The organism is Shewanella phaeophyticola, from assembly GCF_025398315.1.
GTDB lineage: Bacteria > Pseudomonadota > Gammaproteobacteria > Enterobacterales > Shewanellaceae > Shewanella > Shewanella phaeophyticola.
Genome location: NZ_JAODOQ010000001.1, coordinates 2,596,396 through 2,616,862, shown reverse-complemented (window position 1 = coordinate 2,616,862; position 20,467 = coordinate 2,596,396). Strand labels below are relative to the sequence as shown.

15 protein-coding genes and 4 pseudogenes are annotated in these 20,467 nt (G+C 42.3%); 14 read left to right on the top strand and 5 right to left on the bottom strand.

Going from position 1 to position 20,467, the window contains the following annotated elements; translation table 11 throughout:
- Positions 1 to 2: 2 nt before the first annotated feature.
- The 5 genes and pseudogenes from N4T56_RS12125 to N4T56_RS12105 all read left to right on the top strand — a co-directional run bounded on the left by N4T56_RS12125 (position 3) and on the right by N4T56_RS12105 (position 6,325).
- On the top strand, positions 3 to 923 hold the full coding sequence (locus N4T56_RS12125) for a M14 family metallopeptidase (protein WP_261733409.1): 921 nt from the start codon (positions 3 to 5) through the stop codon (positions 921 to 923).
- A 271-nt stretch (positions 924 to 1,194) separates the two neighbouring features.
- A pseudogene (locus N4T56_RS12120) lies at positions 1,195 to 2,788 on the top strand (ABC-F family ATPase).
- A 124-nt stretch (positions 2,789 to 2,912) separates the two neighbouring features.
- Positions 2,913 to 3,278: a hypothetical protein gene (locus tag N4T56_RS12115; RefSeq protein WP_188921027.1), complete on the top strand. Its 366-nt coding sequence runs from the start codon at positions 2,913 to 2,915 to the stop codon at positions 3,276 to 3,278.
- 29 nt (positions 3,279 to 3,307) lie between these two features.
- Positions 3,308 to 4,120: an alpha/beta fold hydrolase gene (locus tag N4T56_RS12110; RefSeq protein ID WP_261733408.1), complete on the top strand. Its 813-nt coding sequence runs from the start codon at positions 3,308 to 3,310 to the stop codon at positions 4,118 to 4,120.
- Positions 4,121 to 4,324: 204 nt separating this feature from the next.
- Entirely contained in the window at positions 4,325 to 6,325 is a 2,001-nt protein-coding gene (locus N4T56_RS12105; protein ID WP_261733407.1) for a methyl-accepting chemotaxis protein, read from the top strand.
- A 44-nt stretch (positions 6,326 to 6,369) separates the two neighbouring features.
- On the opposite strand, the gene N4T56_RS12100 is transcribed toward N4T56_RS12105, so the two are convergent.
- A complete protein-coding gene (locus tag N4T56_RS12100; RefSeq protein WP_261733406.1) occupies positions 6,370 to 6,918 on the bottom strand; it encodes a DUF1415 domain-containing protein in 549 nt (182 codons plus the stop codon).
- A gap of 17 nt (positions 6,919 to 6,935) precedes the next feature.
- Positions 6,936 to 7,541, bottom strand: coding sequence for a LysE family translocator (locus tag N4T56_RS12095; RefSeq protein ID WP_261733405.1), 606 nt, complete (start codon positions 7,539 to 7,541; stop codon positions 6,936 to 6,938).
- Between the two features lie 189 nt (positions 7,542 to 7,730).
- Between N4T56_RS12095 and N4T56_RS12090 the strand changes: the two genes are divergently transcribed.
- Entirely contained in the window at positions 7,731 to 8,225 is a 495-nt protein-coding gene (locus N4T56_RS12090; protein ID WP_261733404.1) for a DUF4136 domain-containing protein, read from the top strand.
- Positions 8,226 to 8,389: 164 nt separating this feature from the next.
- On the opposite strand, the gene N4T56_RS12085 is transcribed toward N4T56_RS12090, so the two are convergent.
- Positions 8,390 to 9,211: a DUF2797 domain-containing protein gene (locus tag N4T56_RS12085; protein WP_261733403.1), complete on the bottom strand. Its 822-nt coding sequence runs from the start codon at positions 9,209 to 9,211 to the stop codon at positions 8,390 to 8,392.
- A gap of 106 nt (positions 9,212 to 9,317) precedes the next feature.
- Complete coding sequence (locus N4T56_RS12080; protein ID WP_261733402.1) at positions 9,318 to 9,815, bottom strand: glycine cleavage system protein R; 498 nt, start codon at positions 9,813 to 9,815, stop codon at positions 9,318 to 9,320.
- 310 nt (positions 9,816 to 10,125) lie between these two features.
- On the opposite strand from N4T56_RS12080, the gene N4T56_RS12075 reads away from it, so the two are divergent.
- From N4T56_RS12075 to N4T56_RS12045, 7 genes and pseudogenes are all read left to right on the top strand, one after another.
- Positions 10,126 to 12,381, top strand: coding sequence for an ABC transporter permease subunit (locus N4T56_RS12075; RefSeq protein ID WP_261733401.1), 2,256 nt, complete (start codon positions 10,126 to 10,128; stop codon positions 12,379 to 12,381).
- Positions 12,382 to 12,439: 58 nt separating this feature from the next.
- Positions 12,440 to 14,099, top strand: a pseudogene (gene pstA, locus N4T56_RS12070) (phosphate ABC transporter permease PstA).
- A gap of 28 nt (positions 14,100 to 14,127) precedes the next feature.
- Positions 14,128 to 14,946 (top strand): phosphate ABC transporter ATP-binding protein PstB, encoded by an 819-nt coding sequence (gene pstB / locus N4T56_RS12065; RefSeq protein WP_261733400.1) that lies wholly within the window; start codon positions 14,128 to 14,130, stop codon positions 14,944 to 14,946.
- A 46-nt stretch (positions 14,947 to 14,992) separates the two neighbouring features.
- Positions 14,993 to 15,698, top strand: a pseudogene (gene phoU / locus N4T56_RS12060) (phosphate signaling complex protein PhoU).
- Positions 15,699 to 15,988: 290 nt separating this feature from the next.
- Positions 15,989 to 17,134 (top strand): annotated as a pseudogene (locus N4T56_RS12055) (putative sulfate/molybdate transporter).
- Between the two features lie 172 nt (positions 17,135 to 17,306).
- Positions 17,307 to 17,888, top strand: coding sequence for a DUF502 domain-containing protein (locus tag N4T56_RS12050; RefSeq protein ID WP_261733399.1), 582 nt, complete (start codon positions 17,307 to 17,309; stop codon positions 17,886 to 17,888).
- A 184-nt stretch (positions 17,889 to 18,072) separates the two neighbouring features.
- The gene (locus tag N4T56_RS12045; protein ID WP_261733398.1) at positions 18,073 to 18,429 is read left to right on the top strand and encodes a YajD family HNH nuclease; all 357 of its coding nucleotides are present in this window, start codon (positions 18,073 to 18,075) and stop codon (positions 18,427 to 18,429) included.
- A 247-nt stretch (positions 18,430 to 18,676) separates the two neighbouring features.
- On the opposite strand, the gene N4T56_RS12040 is transcribed toward N4T56_RS12045, so the two are convergent.
- Positions 18,677 to 18,904 (bottom strand): DUF1289 domain-containing protein, encoded by a 228-nt coding sequence (locus N4T56_RS12040; RefSeq protein ID WP_261733397.1) that lies wholly within the window; start codon positions 18,902 to 18,904, stop codon positions 18,677 to 18,679.
- A 78-nt stretch (positions 18,905 to 18,982) separates the two neighbouring features.
- Between N4T56_RS12040 and N4T56_RS12035 the strand changes: the two genes are divergently transcribed.
- The gene (locus N4T56_RS12035) at positions 18,983 to 20,269 is read left to right on the top strand and encodes an SAM-dependent methyltransferase (protein WP_261733396.1); all 1,287 of its coding nucleotides are present in this window, start codon (positions 18,983 to 18,985) and stop codon (positions 20,267 to 20,269) included.
- Positions 20,270 to 20,467: the final 198 nt, after the last annotated feature.

Here is a 20,467-nt window from a genome sequence, read left to right as displayed (position 1 = left end):
TCATGACAGATTCAACTGTATATCCTATTGGCACTCCAGGCCAAAAATGGACTGACGCTGAAAAAGCGCAATGGCTTGCCCAAGTGACGATTAAGCGCTCATATCAAGATGAAGTGGTTAGCAAATTAACGCCGCTCGCAAACCAGTTTGAACAAGTGCAATACGGCGCATTATCTTATGATGCTGACACGTATCCGTTATTTGGGTTTAAATCACCTAACTGGGACAGCAACAAAAAGACCATTTTAGTCACCGGCGGCGTACACGGGTACGAAACCAGTGGCGTCCATGGCGCAATCCAATTTTTAACCACCAAGGCTGAGCATTACAGTCAGTATTTTAATATAGCCGTGGCACCGTGTGTCAGCCCATGGGGTTATGAAACCATTAACCGTTGGAACCCAAAAGCGATAGATCCTAATCGCTCATTTTATGCCAATAGTCCAGCTGAGGAGTCGGCCAATCTAATGGCTTTTGTCGCCACATTAGGCGAGGTTTATGCTCATATTGATTTGCACGAAACCACCGATACCGACGAGTTAGAATTTAGACCGCTACTGTCAGCCCGTGATGGCGTTGAATACGATAAAGGCGTTATTCCTGACGGATTTTATTTGGTTGGCGACAGTGATAATCCAACCCCTGAGTTTCAAAAAGCCATTATCGATGCTGTGGCCAAAGTGACTCATATTGCGCCAGATGATGACGGTCAATTAATTGAAGTACCGATTGAGCAATTTGGGGTGATTAATTATCCGGTTAAAAAACTCAGCCTGTGCGCAGGGATCACCAACAATCATTTCAATACCACCACAGAAGTGTATCCAGACAGCCCACATGTCACGACGCAACAATGTAACGATGCACAAGTGGCTGCCATTACGGGCGGCTTAGATTACATTGTCGATTATTTAAAGGCTTAACAAAGTCATTAAATTGCAAAGGCTTTGCTGTTGCGGTTTTTTATTGTATCAACAGCAAAGCATTATGATAGGTTGATAAATAGACCAATAATCCTTACAATGTCGCGCTTTATATCTACCCCTTCGGCGATGCCGTATATCAGTTTAAATCTCACTATTATTTGCTTAGCATATGGTTAAGAGCGGACTTGAGTCATACAGATGTCAACTCGTACCATTAAGCTATAATGTGATACTGGTTTAAACACACAACACGATTTGGAATTTCATTTTGATTACAACAGCTAACATCACAATGCAGTTTGGCGCTAAGCCTCTGTTTGAAAATATCTCTGTCAAATTTGGTGGCGGTAATCGCTACGGTTTAATTGGCGCGAATGGTTGTGGTAAATCCACCTTTATGAAAATCCTTGCCGGTGATTTAGAGCCTTCAAGCGGTAACGTATCGTTAGACGTTAACGAGCGCATGGGTAAACTAAACCAGGATCAGTTTGCATACGAAGCGTTTTCAGTCGTAGACACTGTGATCATGGAGTCACCGAGAATTGTGGAAAGTAAAGCAAGAACGTGACCGCATTTATTCATTGCCAGAAATGAGCGAAGAAGACGGCATTAAAGTGGCCGAGCTTGAAATGGAATTTGCGGAAATGGACGGTTACACAGCTGAATCTCGCGCGGGTGACTTACTATTAGGGGTGGGTATTGCTACCGAGCAGCACTTTGGTTTAATGAGCGAAATCGCCCCTGGTTTCAAATTACGGGTCTTGCTAGCGCAAGCGCTGTTTTCTGATCCAGATTTACTGCTACTAGACGAACCAACCAACAACTTGGACATCGATACCATTCGTTGGTTACAAGATATGTTGAACCAACGTAACAGCACCATGATCATCATCTCGCATGACCGCTATTTCTTAAACTCAGTGTGTACTCACATGGCTGACTTAGATTACGGTGAACTGCGTGTATTCCCAGGTAACTACGACGAATACATGATGGCAGCACAGCAGTCACGAGAACGTTTAATGAGCGACAACGCCAAGAAAAAAGCCCAAATTGCGGAGCTGCAAACCTTCGTTGCACGTTTCTCGGCTAACGCATCTAAAGCGAAACAAGCGACATCGCGTGCAAAACAGATTGATAAAATTAAGCTTGAAGACATTAAAGCCTCTAGCCGTGTTAACCCGTTTATTCGTTTCGAACAAGAAAAGAAATTGTTCCGTAACGCATTAGTTGTTGAAAACCTAGCTAAAGGCTACGACACACCGTTGTTCAGCAAATTTGACCTGATGGTTGAAGTGGGCGAGCGCATTGCGATTTTAGGTCAAAACGGTGTGGGTAAAACAACTCTTTTACGCACACTAGTGCACGACATTCCACAAGATGAAGGTACGATTCACTGGTCTGAAAACAGCAACATTGGTTACTATGCACAGGATCATGAAGCCGATTTTGCTAACGACATGACCTTGTTCGAGTGGATGAGCCAATGGCGCAAAGAAAACGATGATGACCAAACTGTACGTGGTATTTTAGGCCGTATGCTGTTTGGCGCTGACGACATTAAAAAGTCGGTTAAAGTGTTATCGGGTGGTGAAAAAGGCCGTATGTACTTCGGTAAACTTATCATGCAAAAGCCGAACATCTTATTGCTCGATGAACCGACCAACCACATGGACATGGAATCGATTGAATCATTAAACAACGCCCTAGAAATGTACGAAGGCACCTTAATGTTCGTATCGCATGACCGTGCATTTGTATCGTCACTCGCGACACGTATCCTTGAAGTTACGCCACAAGGTATTAATGACTTTAAAGGTACTTACGATGAGTTCCTTGCGAGCAAAGGTATTGAAGGTTAAGTTAATTCGGTGTCAACCAAGTTAATAATAAAGCCCTGAACATATGTTCGGGGCTTTTTTTATATTATTGATTTAGGAATATCAATATACTCAAGCCATTAAACGATTACAGGCAGGCAAATTTATGAGCATTACCCTCGAACAAGCTTCAACCACCTTGAATGAACTCAAATGTCGTACTAATTTTAATATTAAGAATGTTACCGAATACATGTTGCCAGAGCTCAAAGAACCCGTGTATTTGCATGTAGAGGGTAAAGTGCCATTATTGATTATCCGTCCAGCATTTGAAGTTTTCTCAAGTGAGTTAGCCACCATTGACGGCGTGCACGCCAAATACGACTATTACCACAATGCACAAATGACACGGTTTCCGACAAGGCAATACAAAGGCTTAAACGAAACCCACTACGGACTCGCATTCCGTTTTGATAATGCTGAAGCAGTCAGATTATTCATTAAACGATTGGTTGAAATCGTCAAAGGATAATCCACGATTTATTAGGAGACCTTCACGCCATGACCGAGCCATTTAATATCAATCAGTTTAATTGTTCCATTAGCGGTTCAGGACAAGCTTTAGTTTGGGCGCATGGTTTATGTGGTTGTATGCAAAGTGAAGATGCTATTGGCGTGTATGCATGGCATCGGTTCCCTAAAAAGTTACAGCTTATTCGTTATGATGCAGTTGGGCATGGTTTGTCAGACACAGCTGACAACGTTGATGATTATCTTTGGTCAAATCTCGCCCAGAATATGCTCAGTATTGCTCAGCATTATCACGCGCCTAAACCGTTTATGTTAGGTGGCCAATCAATGGGCTGCGCCAGCAGTTTATTTGCTGCATTAGCTAAGCCCGACAACGTAAAAGGGCTTGTGTTAATGACGCCGCCTGTTGCATGGCAAGCGAGGGCTGAAAAAGTCGATTATTACCATAAAATAGCCAAAGCAGCGCGGATATTAGGCGGTAAAGGTCTTGCGCAGATGAACGCTAAACATTTAGACAAAATGCTCCCAAGTTGGATAATCGATGCCCATAAGCATAGCGTGTTAGGCATGTTAGATGGGCTAAAGTCGATGAAGCGTCATACCTTAAATCAATTGTTTACCGCAGCAGCTCACAACGACTTACCCAGTAAACAACAACTCGCTACGATATCGATACCAACATTAATTTTGGCTTGGCAAGGCGATGAAGCACATCCAGTAGCAACAGCAAAAGCATTAAGCAAAGCACTCCCAAATTCGACTTTGCATGTCGCTAGCAAAATGAATCATGTCGATGAATGGCCTGAGCTTATCAGTGAGTTTTGTCTTGCTTTGCAGTCTTAGTAGGCTAAATAAATGACCTCTCAAACTATTGAATCAAATAGTATATCTCTTTATGGGTACATGGTGATGGTTAGAACAATAAAAGCTAATTTAGCTGTGAGCGATGTCTGAGTTTGGATTGTCAATTAATGTAAATTTTTTTAATTCGTTTATGGTTATTGTAGACATAACTGAGTATCAAATAATTTGACATAAGGCTCCAATATGAACTGGCAATGGATAAGCAATCTTAAAATATCGCGTAAACTTGCGTTGTTGGTGTTACCCCCTTTATTGACCAGTATCTTGTTTGGTGGCATGTATGTTCATAATGAGTATCGTACACAACAACAACTCGCGTTAGTCATCGACTTATCTAATGTCGCCATTATTAATAGTGCACTCGTCCACGAACTGCAAAAAGAGCGCGGTATGAGCGCAGGTTTCATTGGTTCTAAAGGGCAATCATTTAACGATGCACTGCCAAGTCAGCGAAATCAAACCGACAGTCGCATAAACCGCTTTGAACAATTTGCCCATGACGACGATTTTCCCGTTCAATTACAAACTCCTTACGATAAAGTCGAGTCGTTACTCACTCAGCTAGATGGTATGCGCGGTAAAGTGAGCAATTTAACCGTAGCAGTGCCTGAGCAAGTCAGCTTTTACACTCAAATAAATACCTTGTTGTTGTCAATGGTCGATGAGGCCGCAAGTCAAAGTTTAGACAGTGAATTGTCAATGAGATTAAAGGCGTTTTCGGCATTTTTGCAGCTTAAAGAGCGTGCAGGCATAGAGCGGGCTGTATTGAGTACAACCTTTGGTCACAGCGAGTTTGCTCCGGGAATGTTTCGTCGTTTTGTCACCTTATATGCAGAACAACAAACCTATGCAGAACGTTTTATAGCCGCAGCCACCACCCACAATATCAATGTATTTAAACAAGCTCAGCAATCTTCTGCCATGTCAGAGGTGCAAGCGTTACGTGAAGTCGCCTTTGCTCAAAATGCTACGGCATTGTTGGCTCAAAACCCAGAGGAGTGGTTTAAAAAATCAACTGAATGGATATCGGTGTTAACGAGTTTAGAAAAACAATTTGCCGACGAACTCCTGCAACTGAGCCAAGATAAGCTCGCCAACGCCACACAACATATGTACTACACCGTATTGCTTCTCTTGTTAGCACTGGTGTTTGTCATTGTGATAAGTGTCAGTGTGTCAGGTTATTTACACCGCAGTTTAGGGGGATTACATAAACAAATGTTCCACGCAGGCACTCAATTTGACTTAACCACACGGATACAACATCAGTCAGACGATGAATTTGGCCAAATCTCGCAAGCCTTTGATCAAATGATGAGCGAGTTTGAAGAAATTATTAGTCAGGTTCGTGTCAATGCCATTAACCTCGTTAATGCCGTTGAGCAAATGAACGGTTATACTCGTTCACTGCAAAGCGATGTTCTACAAGGTTCGTCAGAGGCTGAACAAGTTGCCTCTGCAATGACAGAAATGAGTGCCACTGTTCATGAAATTGCCGCTAACGCTGTGCAAGCATCCGACGCCTCTGCTAAAGCCAATTTAGAAGCTAAAAAGGGTGAAATAGGTGTTAATAAAACCAGCGATGCTATTCAAATTTTGGCGCATGAGATAGCAGATGCCGCAGATGCGATCGGGCGTTTAGATGTTGATGTTCAAAGCATTGTGACCATTCTTGATGTGATTAGCTCTATTGCAGAACAAACCAATTTGTTGGCGCTAAATGCAGCAATTGAAGCCGCAAGGGCAGGCGAGCAAGGTCGCGGCTTTGCGGTCGTAGCAGACGAGGTACGGACGCTAGCCCAACGTTCACAAACCTCCACTGAAGATATCAAAAACATGACAGAGCGTTTACAAGCAGGTGCAGCAACCGCCGTTAGCGCAATGAAACGTGGGCAACAACAAGCACAAGTCAGCGTTGACGAGTCTACACATGCTGGAAACGAACTTAAGTTAATCGCAGATCACGTTAGCGTAATAGACAGCATGAACGAACAAATTGCCGCATCCACACACGAACAATCCGCCGTCTCAGAAGAAGTTAACCGCAATGCGATGAAAATTACTGAGATTTATCATCATACCCAAGATATTTCACAACAGCTTGCCAGCCTAAACGACAACCTACTCAACGACGCCAGTAATATGTCTCAACAAGTGAGTAAATTTACCTTATCTAACCACTAGCAGGACGAAGTCCGCTCTCAGGCGAGCTTGCGAATTCCTAGAACCTAGAACCCTTTAGTGCAGTTCTGTAATAACTTGACAAAAAACTCACTGCCTTTGCGCTGTGCAAAAGCAATATTGCGCTCAGGGATTGATTCGGGGTCGCTGTAGTTCGCCAGGGCAACTTCCATGCTGGCTTCTCGAATGATGTGTAAGGTTGGATAGGGCGCTCTATTGGTAAAATTGGCTGCGCTGTTTTGTGTTTCACCATCAAAACAATAGTCGGGATGAAACGTCGCGAGTTGGTACACGCCTTCATAATCTTGCTGTGCTAATAGGTTTGTAGCGTCATCAACCAAATCTAAATAGGCATAAAACCCTTCAAATCCACGCGGCAAAATAAACAAGGTGGTTTCGGTTTGTGGATGTTCATCAAGGTACTGGCATTCAGCTATCAATGCTTTTAATACCGCCTTAACTTTTGTTTGCTCAATCGCGACATAGCGAATACTGGCTCGTTCAACTTCTCGTCGAGCAAATGGGCAAATATTGTATTTCATGATGACATCAACAACCCAGCGTTCGGTGTGGGCTATGCATTCATGTTGTTCCATAAAAAACCTTCACTCAGTTACTGTGGTGTTGCCGGTAGCATCATCGGGATAATTGACGCTACTAACAGCAGCGCCATTGAGACATTAAAAATACGCTGTTGACGTTCATTTTTCAGTATACGTTTCAACGCCACACCAAAACTAAGCCATACTATCGCACACGGAAAGGCCACGCATAAAAATACACTGGCAATGGTGATAATTTGGCTATTAAGCTCTTGATGAACAGTGGTAAAGGTGGCAATTGCGCCTACAGCCATAATCCAGCCTTTAGGGTTAACCCATTGAAATGCGGCGGCTTGAATAAAGCTAAAAGGCTTACTGACTTGTTTGCCTTCCATTTTGTTGCTGCTATTGGCGATAAGCCATGACAAATACAATAGGTAGGTAATGCCCACCACTTTAATCACTGTGTGGATCACCGGGTAAGCTTGAAATAGAGTACTTAATCCTAACCCCACGGCTAAAATCATTGTTGGGAAGCCCAGGCTAATCCCTAATAAATGCGGAATACTGCGCTTAATGCCAAAGTTTACCCCAGATGTCATCAACATAATGTTGTTAGGATCAGGCGTAATACCAGCTGAAAACGCAAACAATGCTATCGCAAATACCAATTCCATATTGTTATCTTTTTGCCAAGGTATGATGAAAATTTGTTGGCATTCTATCGGTTAATGTTACGACAATCTAATAAAAAAATGATTGCTGATTCAGATTGAGATTAAACATTGTGATATCTGATTTTACGGGGTAGCTTAACATTAGTAGTGATAAGGTTTTTGGCATATTTTGAAATAGGACATATTCCCATGATAAGTAGCTTAAGCAAGATGATTGTTATGGTTAGCATTGTGTTGCTAACGGCATGTACAACCCATGATATTACGCCGCCAGCATCGCAACGTATAACGATGGTGACTAGTGGTGATTTATCGGGGTTATCGAAAACTTACGCGTGGCACGAAAGTCTGTTTGTTGTGCATACGGCCAATAAAATGGATGAAGAAGCGTTACGTAATCAGTTAGTCAAGTCGGTGAATAAGGTCATGGCTGATAAAGGCTATCAATTGGTGTCTATTAACGACTCCCCTAACATGACGGTGGGCTTTGGTATGGCTTTAGCCACTGAAATGAGCGATAAAGAAATTTTGGCGAAGGTAGGTCTTGTACCAGGCCTTGCCACTAAAGATGCTAATGCACAGCAGCATAAAGGCTCGGTATTAGTGGCTTTTTTCAACCCTAATATTCAACCCCCTTTTGGCGAGTATTGGCACAAGGATTTACTGAGCCAGAGCAGACGATAGAGATGCGAGAGGCTAGGTTTGATAACTTGATAAAAATGATGCTAAACGATGTGCCTGCGATGTAAAACGTAGGCCAATAAAAAAGACGCTAACAGCGTCTTTTTGCTAGCATATGCATTACTAACACATTAATGGCTAACACATGAATTGGCTATCAAGAAAGATTAGCCGTGTGTAACTTCGACTTCATACGAGCCAAATTTACGGATGTTAATCACACCAGTATCAAAAATTAAATATTGGCCTTTAATACCTTTTAAGGTGCCTGTGACTTCTGGCACTTTATCAAAATTATGCGATTTTACCTTGGCTGGAAATTCAGTAATCGGATAACTAATGGCCTGAATGTTGGCATCAAGGCGTTCAATCTCAATGTCTTGATGTTCGCTTGCTAACGCTTGCAGTTTAACTTCTATCAGCGGAATAAGTTTTGCCGCCTGCTCGACCAAATCGATATCATCATTGTGACCTTTCAACATGGCCTGCCAGTGGGTTTTGTCATTGATGAATTTGGCTAGCTCGATTTCAATTAACCCAGACATTTTACGCGTTGATACTTTAAAAATGGGCAAACCTTGAGTGGCACCCTGGTCAATCCAACGAGTTGGGATTTGACTGTGACGAGTAATGCCCACTTTGATCCCTGAAGTATTAGACAAATATACATAGTGAGGTACAAAGCAATGTGACATAGCCCATTCAGGCTCACGGCAAGTGCCTTGATCAAAATGGCAAGTTTCTGGTTTCATGATGCACATATCGCAGCTAGCTAGCTTTGTCATGCACACGTAACAATGGCCTTGCGAATAACTCTTTTTGGTTTTTTTACCGCAGCTGCTGCAAAAAATATTACCCGTGTGAGTCATGGTGAGGGTTTTACCGATTAATGGGTTTAGCGCCAAGCGCTCCTCACCTACAGGTAAATGATACTCCACCTCATGGTTATCATTGAGGTGGGTTTTCAGTTTTGATAGCGTTCCAAACATGGTTAATCCATTTTATCGTCTTTATTTGCAGGCAGTTTAGCAGATGATGAAAACGGATTTTAGCCTTAATTTAGTCACCAAAGATGAAAGGTATGGAATGTGTTGATTAACTCAATTTATCTAAAACCACGTCGTCACCCATTTCATAAAGTGAGGTGGCAATCATCTCTTCTTGTGATGGATCGGTAAGTCCCAGCTCCATGGTTGCTCTAAACAAATCAATACCAGTGTGGCTTGCGGTTTCATACTGACTACTAAATTGTTCAATGTTAACGCCTAATGCATTCATTTTATTAGAAATATGTAACACAATGCCTGGGCGATCGTAAGCCACAAGGTTATAGCGTAATTGTTTAATGGGTTTTGCGCTTAGGGTCGTTTTAGAAAATGTCAGGGTTAAGCCATCAATGCACTCTAATGCGTCCACCAGCTCATCCCATTTAAGCGCAGGGACTTCTAATTGTAATATTGCGGCAAAAACACCATCAATATGGCGCATTTCAGAATCTAGCCAGTTACCATTATGGCGACTAACCACATTGGCTATTTGTTCGACTAATCCTTTTCTATCAGGTGCTTGCAAAGTAATAAGGTAACGCATCATACGATATTTCTCCTATAAGTATTAGCTGTAACACAACTGTCATCTTTACGTCATATAATCGCAGCCACTTAAGATTGCGTTGTTGTTTTATTGTTGATTACGATAATTTGAAAATCTATTAACGGCTAACATGAGTGGCCAAGTGACACACAGACAAACCTGAAACTAATGGCGCGTATTGTGGATAAAAAACCACTCACTATATTTGTTAAGTAAAGCCGCTATATAGTCATAAATATTTATTGTTAACACAGTAAACTACACAATCAAAGCGCTAATTATGGCATCGATTAATTATTAGAGGTTCTTAATGGAAAGTCAGGTAAATCAACCTGGTTCTGCTGAAAAAAGTTTACTCGTGGGTAGACAAGCATCACGCAGGGCATTTAAGGATAAAGCAGCTGAGTATGGAATCACCATTGGCGGCACGATGGTGTTTGTTGCCTTGTTATTGATTTTTTTCTACTTGCTGTACGTCATCAAGCCCATCTTTGATGGAGCACATATAGAACCGGTGACAAGTATTAGTCATCAAAATGCTGATGCTAAAACGTTAATGGTGGGTACTGACGAGCAAAATGAAATTTTGTATCGTGTGACTGCGCTGGGTACGGTTGATTTTTACTCATCAGCAACAGGTCAATTAATTTCATCATTTACGCCAACATTACCTAAAGGCACAACTGTTACTAGTAGCGCTAAATCTAGCCCAAGTGAACAACGTTTCGCGCTAGGGTTAAGCAATGGTCAAGTGATTGTTGTCGGCGTTAACTTTGCGGTGTCTTACCCTGATAACCAACGTCTCATTACCCCTAAACTGACTTATCCTATTGGTGAAGAGCCGTTAACCATCAACCAAGATGGTGCTGTTTACAATATGGTGTTTGATTACAGCGATAGTCGCATGAGTTTTGCTTATCAAGATGCCGATGGTGCTTGGAAGTTAAATCGCCAAGAAGGCGAAGAAAACATGATGACCGAAGAAGTTGAATGGACGGTTTCAGAGGTTTTCATTGACGATGCACCTAATCAAGTGGTGTCACAATTAATGACACCCGATCACCGCCAATTGATTTTAAGTACTGTTCATCGCTTATTTATATACAACACTCGTGATGCCGATTCGGTTGAGCTGCTACAAGTACTTGATGTTAAAAAAGGTGACGCCAACATTAAACAAGTGGATTTATTGGCGGGTGCAAGCTCAATAATGGTTAGTTACGACAGTGGTGTAATCAGTCAGTATTTCCAAGTGAATGGTGAAAAAGGTCGTTTATATGAGTTAATACGTGAGTTTGACGATGTGGCGCCTGTTAGCACTATGGCCACTGAGTTTTATCGTAAGAGTTTCGCCGTATTAAGTCCTGAAGGTGAGTTAACACTTCTATATACGACCAGTCAACGTAACTTGTTTGACGATAAATTTGACCTGAAAAATCCAGGTTTAATGGCCTTTAGCCCACGCTCAAATGCACTGATTATTGAAGCCGATAACAAGCTAAATTTGTATTCTGTCGAAAATGATCACCCAGAAGTGTCATGGAGCGCTTTGTGGCAGAAAGTGTGGTACGAAGGTTATCCAGAACCTAAGTATGTTTGGCAGTCAACATCAGGTTCAGACGACTTTGAAGCCAAGTTAAGCTTAATGCCATTAGCGTTTGGTACCATGAAAGCGGCTTTTTACGCCATGTTGTTTGCTGTGCCATTAGCCATTTCTGGTGCTATTTATACCGCTTACTTTATGACACCTAAAGTGCGTAATGTGGTTAAGCCTACCATTGAAATTATGGAAGCATTACCAACGGTTATTTTGGGTTTCTTAGCCGGTTTATGGTTAGCGCCATTAATTGAAGATCACTTGCCCGGTATTGTGGTGTTATTGATGTTATTGCCAATATCGATATTAACCACAGCATTTGCCTGGAACAAAATGCCAGAAACTTGGAAGCATCGCTTACCAGAGACGTATCAAGAACTGATGTTACTGCCAGTCATTATCTTTGTTGGTTGGTTCTCATTTGCTATTAGCCCAGTGATTGAAGTGGCTTTGTTTGATGGTAATACACGTCAATTTATCACCAATGATTTAGGCATCACCTTTGACCAACGTAACGCCTTTGTTGTAGGTATTGCGATGGGGTTTGCGGTAATTCCAACCATATTCTCGATTGCTGAAGATGCGATTTTCTCTGTACCGCGTCATTTATCAAACGGCAGTTTGGCACTCGGTGCAACAAACTGGCAAACCCTGACTAAGGTGGTATTACTGACCGCCAGCCCGGGTATTTTCTCGGCCATTATGATGGGCTTAGGCCGTGCCGTGGGTGAAACCATGATTGTGTTAATGGCAACGGGTAACACTGCGATCCTTGAGTGGAGTGTGTTTGAAGGCATGCGTACTTTAGCCGCTAACATTGCGGTGGAGATGCCAGAGTCAGCCATTGGTAGTTCGCATTATCGTGTGCTGTTCTTAGCGGCCTTTGTACTGTTTGTATTCACCTTCTTCTTTAACACCATTGCGGAAGTGGTACGTCAGCGTTTACGCGAACGATATAGCTCACTGTAAGGAAAGATGATGACTCAATATTTGATTATTTCGCCAATCGCCTTGAGAGGTTTGTGCAATGGGTAAGTGGTTTAAATCAGGTTCACCGTGGATTTGGATGACCGGTGGTGCCGTAAGTATCAGTTTAATTGCCGTTCTTGGCTTATTACTGTTAATCGCGTGGCGTGGTCTTAGTTACTTTTGGCCTGCTGATGTTTATGAGTGGCAGCTTGAAGATAATAAAGGTGTAAAAAGCACGTTAATCGGGGAAATTTATGACCGCGAAGAAGTGCCAACCGAGCGTTTAGTGTCAGCGGGGCATACATTTACGCAAGACCCTGGTGAGTTTGTAACGCGTTACCTCGTTAAAACCGGTAACCGTGAGTTTGTGGGTTTAGATTTTCGTTGGATCTTAGCCACTGATATTGTTAGCCGTACTCAACCGGCAGATATTGCCAAATTAGAGCGGACTAAAAATGGTAACTTTTACGGTTACCCAATCGCAGTGATTGAAGACGGTAAGCGTTTAGCATTAAACAGCGATACCGAAATCGAAACCTCATTGGTTAGCCATATTGAGCGTGCGGTTGAAATTTCAGATCAAGCGCTTGATTTGCAAAAGTCGGACATTGGTGCAATTAACTATCAAATCGAACGTTTGCGCTTAAAGCAACGTGGCTATGAGCTTGATGGAGAGTTAACCGATGCACGTAAAGCCGATATCAAAGCGCAAATTGATCAGTTAAACAAAGACTATTTAGTGCTTGAAAAAGACCTATTTGCACTGCGTGATAAAGCGGCTCGCGACTCAGTGGTCATCCGCGACATGCGTGGTCAAGAAGTGATCCTCAAGCTAGACTCTATTTTAGATGTTAGTTATGTCAATCACATGAGCATCTTTCAAAAGGTCGGTCATTGGTTTGTTGGCATTGGTCGTTTTATTAATGACGACCCACGTGAAGCTAATACCGAAGGTGGGGTATTTCCAGCTATCTTTGGTACGGTATTTATGGTGATGTTGATGGCCGTTATCGTGACACCATTTGGTGTGGTAGCAGCTATCTACTTACATGAATACGCTAAAAAAGGCCATTACTAAGATGATCCGTATCGCGGTGATTAATTTAGCGGGTGTACCGTCGATTGTGTATGGTGTGTTTGGTCTAGGCTTCTTTGTTTACATGATGGGTGGCTCAATTGACCAATTGTTTTTCCCTGAAGCATTACCCGCACCGACATTTGGATCGCCCGGGGTTATCTGGTCAGCATTAACTTTGGCTATCCTCACGTTGCCAGTTGTGATTGTATCGACCGAAGAAGGCCTTAGCCGTATACCTAGCGCAGTGCGCCAGGGTAGCCTTGCTTTAGGTGCAACCAAAGCCGAAACCTTATGGCGCATTGTTATCCCAATGGCGAGCCCAGCCATTATGACCGGCCTAATTTTAGCTGTGGCACGTGCTGCCGGTGAAGTTGCCCCGTTAATGTTGGTGGGTGTAGTAAAACTTGCCCCTACTTTACCGATAGATATGAACTTCCCGTTTGTGCATTTAGAGCGTAAGTTCATGCACTTAGGTTTCCATATTTACGATGTAGGCTTCCAGAGCCCTAACGTTGAAGCGGCTCGCCCATTGGTGTACGCAACCTCGTTCTTATTAGTATCAGTAATTGTTGCACTTAACTTAACCGCAATCAGCGTGCGCAACCATTTACGTGAAAAATTCCGTTCGCTAGAACACTAATTAGCGATATCCTGAAGGAAAGACAAAAATGATTTCTATTGATAGTTCAGCAATGCAAACAGAAACAGTTGATTTAGTTAACTTACCCGCGCAGGATACCGCACTTGAGATCCGTAACCTTGATTTACGTTATGGTGACAAACAAGCGTTATTTGATGTGTCGATGAAGATCCCTAAAAAGCAGGTGACAGCATTCATTGGCCCAAGTGGTTGTGGTAAATCAACCTTATTACGTTGTATTAACCGCATGAACGATTTAGTTGATACTTGTAAAATTGAAGGTGAAATTTTACTTCATGGACAAAACATTTATGACAAGAAAGTGGATGTAGCATCACTGCGTCGTAATGTGGGCATGGTGTTCCAGCGTCCTAACCCGTTTCCTAAATCAATTTACGAAAACGTGGTGTATGGCTTACGTTTACAAGGCGTAAATAACCGCCGCGAATTAGATGAAGCGGCAGAGCGTTCTTTACGTGGCGCTGCCATTTGGGATGAAGTCAAAGATCGTTTGCATGACAACGCATTTGGCTTGTCGGGTGGTCAGCAACAACGTTTGGTTATTGCGCGCGCAATTGCAATCGAGCCAGAAGTGCTATTATTAGATGAACCTACTTCAGCGTTGGATCCTATTTCAACTTTAACCATTGAAGAGTTGATCACAGAGCTTAAAAAACAATACACAGTTGTTATTGTGACGCATAACATGCAACAGGCTGCACGTGTATCAGATCAAACGGCCTTTATGTATATGGGTGAACTGGTTGAGTATGCCAACACTAACACTATTTTCACTACCCCTAAAAAGCGTAAAACAGAAGATTACATCACCGGTCGTTACGGTTAATTCTGTGAATAACGTTTTTAATTAACTTTTGAATTAGGTGGGTATTATGGACAAAATAATTTTAAGTAAACACATTTCAGGCCAGTTTAATGCTGAACTTGAAGATATTCGTAACCGCGTATTAGCCATGGGCGGTTTAGTTGAGCGTCAACTTGAACAAGCACTAGATGCGCTAGCAAGCTTAGATACTGAACTGGCACAAACTGTCATTAATGGCGACCACAAAGTTAACGGCATGGAAGTGTCGATTGACGAAGAGTGTACTCGCATTATTGCTAAGCGCCAGCCAGCAGCAAGTGACTTACGTATGATTATCGCCATTACAAAAACCATTGCAGATTTAGAACGCATTGGTGATGCGTGTGTGCGTATCGCTAAAGCGGCACTTGAAAACCGTGCCAATAACCAACAGCCATTATTAGTTAGCATTGAAAATATGAGCCGCCATGCAACACGCATGTTGCATTCAACCCTTGATGCGCTGGCACGTATGGACGCTGATCAAGCACTGGAGCTTCATAAAGCGGATGCCAAACTAGACAAAGAATACGAAGGTATTATCCGTCAATTAATGACTCACATGATGGAAGACCCTCGCTCTATTCCTGGTGTTTTAGATGTGTTATGGAGCCGCCCGTGCTGTAGAGCGTGTAGGTGACCGCTGTAAAAATATCTGTGAATACGTGATTTACTATGTAAAAGGTAAAGACGTTCGCCATGTGTCGTATGAAGAAATGGAAAAAGGTTTGTAATTTTTTGAGTGATAAACTCAAATAGCAAATACCAGAGTTAATCGTTACATTATGTTTGTTAAAGCCCCTTTCGAGGGGCTTTTTTATGCCTTATGAATGAGGTGAAGTTAAGACTGAGCATATCACCGCTGATTGGACATAATGACTTATTAGAAAACCGTCATTGGTTCAAATTGTCCCTACAGTTTTGTTTATGTGTTATTTACCGATTTATTTTGAGATCTGTGTCTCATTTTAAATATGGCATTGTTATTGCTGTAATTTAGTATCTATTACCTACGGCAAGATTTATGAGATGTGAAATCAATCGTTTCGACAACGTCAATAAGATTTCAGGCGAGTTCAGTGGCGCATTTGCAGATTTAGGCACCTTTCTTCCTTTAGTGCTAGGTTTAATCGCCCTTAATCACTTTTCCCCACAAGGGATATTTTTGGGTTTCGGTTTTTTTGCATTATTTACAGCACTTTATTACCGAAGACCCATGCCGGTACAACCGATGAAGGTGATTAGTGCGTTAGTCATTGCAGAAGGCATGTCCCTCGGTATGCTCCAGGCATCTGCCATACTCATGGGGATTATCCTGCTGGTATTAGCTTATAGTGGCATTATTCAATGGATGGCCAAGCAGTTATCGCCAGCAATCAGTATTGGTATTCAGCTAGCCATCGGGCTTCAACTTATCTGGCTTGGCGGTGTCATGATGAGCGAAACTTGGTTCATTGGTTTACTTGCCTTTGGCTTATTGTTCGCGAGCCGTTATATGCCAATGCAATATTTGGTGATGCCGTTAGTGATTCTCCTCGGCATTATTTGGCAATATTACAGTGGTACAGCCCCTAGTTTTAATTTTACCCAAACCAGCGCATGGCAGTTAAGTTGGCCTAGTATTGATGAATGGGGATCGGCTGCAGTGTTATTAGTATTACCGCAATTAGCGCTAACATTAACCAATGCGGTGATTGCAGTGTCGGCAATGGCAAAAGATAAGTTTCCTGAAGACGCAGCTAAATTTGAACCACAACAATTTGCTAAAAGCTCTGGTTGGGCAAATTTATTATTAGCGCCATTTGGGGCAACAGCCATGTGCCATGGAGCAGGTGGCCTTGCTGTACAATATCACTTTGGTGCTCGTACCTGGTTAGCGCCCACCATTTTTGGCAGTACATGTATACTCATTGCTATTTTTTGAAGCCAGGGCATTGCCGGTGCACTTTCATTAATTCCTCTGGCCATTTTAGGCAGTTTACTTGCAATAGCAGGTACGCAGTTGGCCTGGTCAAAACGCTTTATCGATGGTAAACCTTTTTGTATTTTTGTCATTTTTTCTACCGCAATAACATGTTTAGCCATTAATACCGCAGCAGGCTTAGCCGTAGGGGTGTTATTAGAGCTAGGTCGTCATCAATGGTTGAATGTCGCCAATATGAATAAGTAATCTATTGCTTGTTTCAGTATGAATACCTTAGATGCCTATGGTGCTTCGTTAGGGCTACAAAATAAGCTGTCGCGAACCGTGAACCTGTTCCAGATAGTGAATAGATTTGAAGTGACTAATCAACAAACTGTGTTAACATTTTTATCCTGTTCTTTCTTCTTTTATGTGAACAATGAAAAAAACACTCGCGCGCGGCTTAACTAACTTACTGCCAATGGTTCTGTCCATTTGGCTGTTTTGGTCTTTATTTATTTCACTTGATGGATTAGGCCAATTACTACTTGAAATTGTTGGCGTTAACTCCGTGTTTGTTGGTGCCGGCTTTTGCTTAGTCGCCTGTTTAATCTTTGTTGCAGGTCTGCTTTTTTCAGTAAGCCCAATTGCCTGGGTTTATGGTTGGATAGAAAGCCAGCTAATGAAGTTTCCACTATTTAAGTCGGTTTATGGCAGCATTCGTGATATTGCCAGTTTGATGAGCCGTGATGGTGAACCTAAAACGCAAAAAACCGTATTAGTGAAACAAGCCAATGGTGGTTATGTTGTCGGTTTTATTATGAGTGAGTCAGCGCCTCAACCATTGGCAGATGCTCTACCTGAAGGCGATTGGGTGCCAGTATTATTTCAGCTCAGTTACCAAATGGCAGGAGTCACCAGTTTAGTTAAACGTGACGATCTAATTTACGTTGACTGGTCATTTGAGGATGCGATGCGCTTTAATTTAACCGCCGGGATCGCTAATACCAAAGCAGTGTAGTGCCGGTTTTATTGCTAAGTATTACTGACATCGTGACTCAGTATGAGTGTCACCTACATTACCTGTATTTATCGAATTCATCTCAATTAGCTTAATCATCGTCAAATAACAGCGTATAAACAATTGCCCCAAGTGATAACAGTGATTATCCTTGGGGTAATTTTTTTGTCCGAGTAATACTTGTATGTCAACTAATCAAAGTAAACTAGATAAAGTCTTAGCCGAAGCTAGAGACTACAAAGCCACCCGTGAAAAGGGCTACCGTGAACAAGCATTAAAACTCTACCCTTGGGTCTGCGGCCGCTGCACTCGTGAATTTACTCATAAAAACTTGTCTGAGTTAACCGTCCATCACCGCGATCATAATCACGATAACAATCCTTCAGATGGCACCAACTGGGAATTATTGTGCTTGTATTGTCACGATAATGAACACTCACGCTTTGAAGAGTTAATCCGTTACGGCAGCACCAAAGAAGCTAAGCAAGATGCTGCAACTTACAACCCATTTGCCGACCTTAAAGCCATGATGAAAAAATAAAAAACATCATCGAGGAAAACAATACTAGAACCTAAAATCAACAGAAACACTTGGATCCCTGATAACAGATCTCAGGAATGACGGCATAAAAATGATGCCCACTACACCGTCGTTCCGGCAATGCTGCTGAGCCGGAATCCAGGTGTTGGCTTTTGTTCTTATGTCTTTTCTTGCAGGACGAAGTCCGTCCTTGTCACTTGCAGCGAAGCGCCCTTGACACTTCATCTTAGTCACTTTGAATACACTTTTACCGCTTTAAACGCTTTTCAGCATCTAACCATTTGGCGCGAGACAAGGTTTGGTTATTAGTCTCACCCAAAAACTGTTGCTTTCTAGCGGCTAAGGTATCCAAAATCTGTTGTTTTTGTTCATCAGAAGCGCTCGACCAAATCACAATTTCGTCAATATGGCGAAAACAGCCCATACAAAAATCTTCTTCATTTAAGCCACAACGGGCGACACAAGGCGAGTGCATAGTTTACAATTCCGATTCAACATCCAATGACACGCATCCTATCATTTCAATCAGCTAAGGTTAACCGTCAGCAAAAATATGTCAGCAATCGATTATCAACATACGTTCAAATCACTCGACTCATTGCTTGAAGCATTAAAACCCTTATGGCAGCTGGTGGCGTTTGAGTGTGACCACTTACCTTGGCAGCAGGCATTTCCTTGTTTAGCGCAAACCGTATGGCAATTAAACGATGCAGAATTAGATAATATTGATGCCGACCAAGATAAACTTGTACAAACGTTATTACCCAGCCTCATTAGCGACATTAAACAAAGTGAAAAGCTAAACGCTGATGAACTGATTGAGCAATTAAACTTGTTAGTCATCACTTTGCCTACAAGCTTGAGTACAGCAGACCCAACAGGCCAGGAACAAGCTGATTTAACCCATTTTAGTGCCCATATAAAAGGGCGGAAATGGCAGCAAATATCCGCTTTTGCTGAGCATATTAACCCACAGCAACAGGCACATTTAACGCCGTTACCCGTATTAGAATGGTGCGCAGGCAAAGGCCATTTAGGCCGTTTAGTCGCCAAGCAGCAACAAGTACAAGTGACTAGCCTTGAATGGCAAGCCAGCTTATGTGAGCAAGGCCAAGCGTTTGCCACACAATGGCAATTACCACAACGATTTATATGCGCCGATGCATTTGCATCGTTTAACTCTAATGAGACAATATTTTATCCGCAGCAACATGCCATTGCATTGCATGCTTGCGGCGACTTACATGTGCGCTTAATTAAATTAGCAACTAACGCCGATACTCAAGCGATTTCAATTTCGCCTTGTTGTTATCACTTAATACAAGGTTCACATTATCAGCCCCTCTCAACTCAGGCTAAAGCCAGCAACCTCAAGCTTGCAAAACATGACTTACAGCTGCCACTGCAACAAAGCGTGATTGCCAGCCCTAAACAACAAGCACGGCGTTTGCAAGAAGTGGCATGGCGTTTAGGTTTCGACAGCTTACAGCGCGACATACGTGACATTAATGCTTACTTACCTGTGCCCACGATCAAACAAAGTCAATTAAGTAGCAGTTTTGTCGATTTTTGTGTTTGGGCGGCAGCACAAAAAGGATTAACATTAACCAATGACATCGATTTTGATGTTTTTTTACAACGCGGTATCGCAAGGCAGCGACTCACAAAGCGCATTGATTTAGTCGCCCACTTATTCCGCCGTGCATTAGAGTGTTGGTTATTGCTAGACCGCGTGTGTTTTTTGCAACAACAAGGATATCGCGTTTTGCTGAGTGAATTTTGTCCAAACAGTGTCACACCACGAAATGCGTTTATTCAAGCAATTAAAACAGCGACTTAAGTAAGAGAAAAATTATTTTTACAGTTAAGCCTTTGTTTAATAGCCTGTATTTTATTGAAGGCGATAACAATCAAAGACGTTGTTAATCAACCAGCTTAACAGTCTTGCAAAAAAACCTTAAATAACCCAGCTTGGCTGCGGTTTTTGATTGAATAATGAAGCCATTCTTGTTCAAATGGCGGGTTAATAACGAATAAC

Excerpts from the sequence above, each read along its gene's own strand:
- N4T56_RS12125 (WP_261733409.1), top strand. The coding sequence starts at position 3 with ATGACAGATTCAACTGTATATCCTATTGGCACTCCAGGCCAAAAATGG.
- N4T56_RS12115 (WP_188921027.1), top strand. The coding sequence starts at position 2,913 with ATGAGCATTACCCTCGAACAAGCTTCAACCACCTTGAATGAACTCAAA.
- N4T56_RS12110 (WP_261733408.1), top strand. The coding sequence starts at position 3,308 with ATGACCGAGCCATTTAATATCAATCAGTTTAATTGTTCCATTAGCGGT.
- N4T56_RS12105 (WP_261733407.1), top strand. The coding sequence starts at position 4,325 with ATGAACTGGCAATGGATAAGCAATCTTAAAATATCGCGTAAACTTGCG.
- N4T56_RS12100 (WP_261733406.1), bottom strand. The coding sequence starts at position 6,918 with ATGGAACAACATGAATGCATAGCCCACACCGAACGCTGGGTTGTTGAT.
- N4T56_RS12095 (WP_261733405.1), bottom strand. The coding sequence starts at position 7,541 with ATGGAATTGGTATTTGCGATAGCATTGTTTGCGTTTTCAGCTGGTATT.
- N4T56_RS12090 (WP_261733404.1), top strand. The coding sequence starts at position 7,731 with ATGATAAGTAGCTTAAGCAAGATGATTGTTATGGTTAGCATTGTGTTG.
- N4T56_RS12085 (WP_261733403.1), bottom strand. The coding sequence starts at position 9,211 with ATGTTTGGAACGCTATCAAAACTGAAAACCCACCTCAATGATAACCAT.
- N4T56_RS12080 (WP_261733402.1), bottom strand. The coding sequence starts at position 9,815 with ATGATGCGTTACCTTATTACTTTGCAAGCACCTGATAGAAAAGGATTA.
- N4T56_RS12075 (WP_261733401.1), top strand. The coding sequence starts at position 10,126 with ATGGAAAGTCAGGTAAATCAACCTGGTTCTGCTGAAAAAAGTTTACTC.
- pstB (WP_261733400.1), top strand. The coding sequence starts at position 14,128 with ATGATTTCTATTGATAGTTCAGCAATGCAAACAGAAACAGTTGATTTA.
- N4T56_RS12050 (WP_261733399.1), top strand. The coding sequence starts at position 17,307 with ATGAAAAAAACACTCGCGCGCGGCTTAACTAACTTACTGCCAATGGTT.
- N4T56_RS12045 (WP_261733398.1), top strand. The coding sequence starts at position 18,073 with ATGTCAACTAATCAAAGTAAACTAGATAAAGTCTTAGCCGAAGCTAGA.
- N4T56_RS12040 (WP_261733397.1), bottom strand. The coding sequence starts at position 18,904 with ATGCACTCGCCTTGTGTCGCCCGTTGTGGCTTAAATGAAGAAGATTTT.
- N4T56_RS12035 (WP_261733396.1), top strand. The coding sequence starts at position 18,983 with ATGTCAGCAATCGATTATCAACATACGTTCAAATCACTCGACTCATTG.